The organism is Methanobrevibacter cuticularis, from assembly GCF_001639285.1.
GTDB lineage: Archaea > Methanobacteriota > Methanobacteria > Methanobacteriales > Methanobacteriaceae > Methanobaculum > Methanobaculum cuticulare.
In genome coordinates, this window is the sequence record NZ_LWMW01000058.1 from 1 (window position 1) to 670 (window position 670).

The 670-nt window shown below is 23.1% G+C and carries 1 protein-coding gene; it reads right to left on the reverse strand.

Going from position 1 to position 670, the window contains the following annotated elements:
* Positions 1 to 258 precede the first annotated feature (258 nt).
* On the reverse strand, positions 259 to 670 hold a 412-nt coding region (locus tag MBCUT_RS01740), incomplete at its 5' end, for a transposase (protein WP_211263755.1).

Here is a 670-nt window from a genome sequence, read left to right on the forward strand (position 1 = left end):
TTTTGAAATAACTTATTATTAATTCTTTTTCTATTTATTTCTTTTTTTAAAATTTTATAAGTTGGAATTTTTATATTTCTATTAATAATTTTATCATTATGAGATTACTAATATTGTTTTTCAGTGTATTTATAGTTTATTTTGAAAAGTTTGAAAATAAATTATAAAAGGATTCATAATTTATTTCATGGTGTTAAAACTGCATATTCGCACATATCTGCGATTAATGGGTCGTTATTTATGTTAAATATGAATTTATCAATCCATTTTTTTTCTATATGACTTTTTGTCAATGTTTTCATAAAACCATTTTTCAAAATTTTCAATTAGAAATTCTTCACTTTCGATAAATTCTGTGGATAATTCTTTTTTTATGGTTCTCCAGACCTGTTCAATGGGGCTAAGCTTAGGGGAGTATGGTGGTAAATGTATAAGAGTTATATTAAGGTATTTACAAGTTTTTTTCAATATTTTAGCGTGATGGACTGGGTAATTGTCTAAAACAATGACTATTTCAATTTCTTTTTTAAACAGGTTTTTTAGAGGTTTTAAAAGTTCGCTGTAGACTATTTCTAATATTTCTCCAAGCTTTTTTTTATTCTCTTTTTCATATTTTTTTGACATTTTAGGCTTTTCTGCATATTTTTTTAAGTCTTTTATAATCATTTTT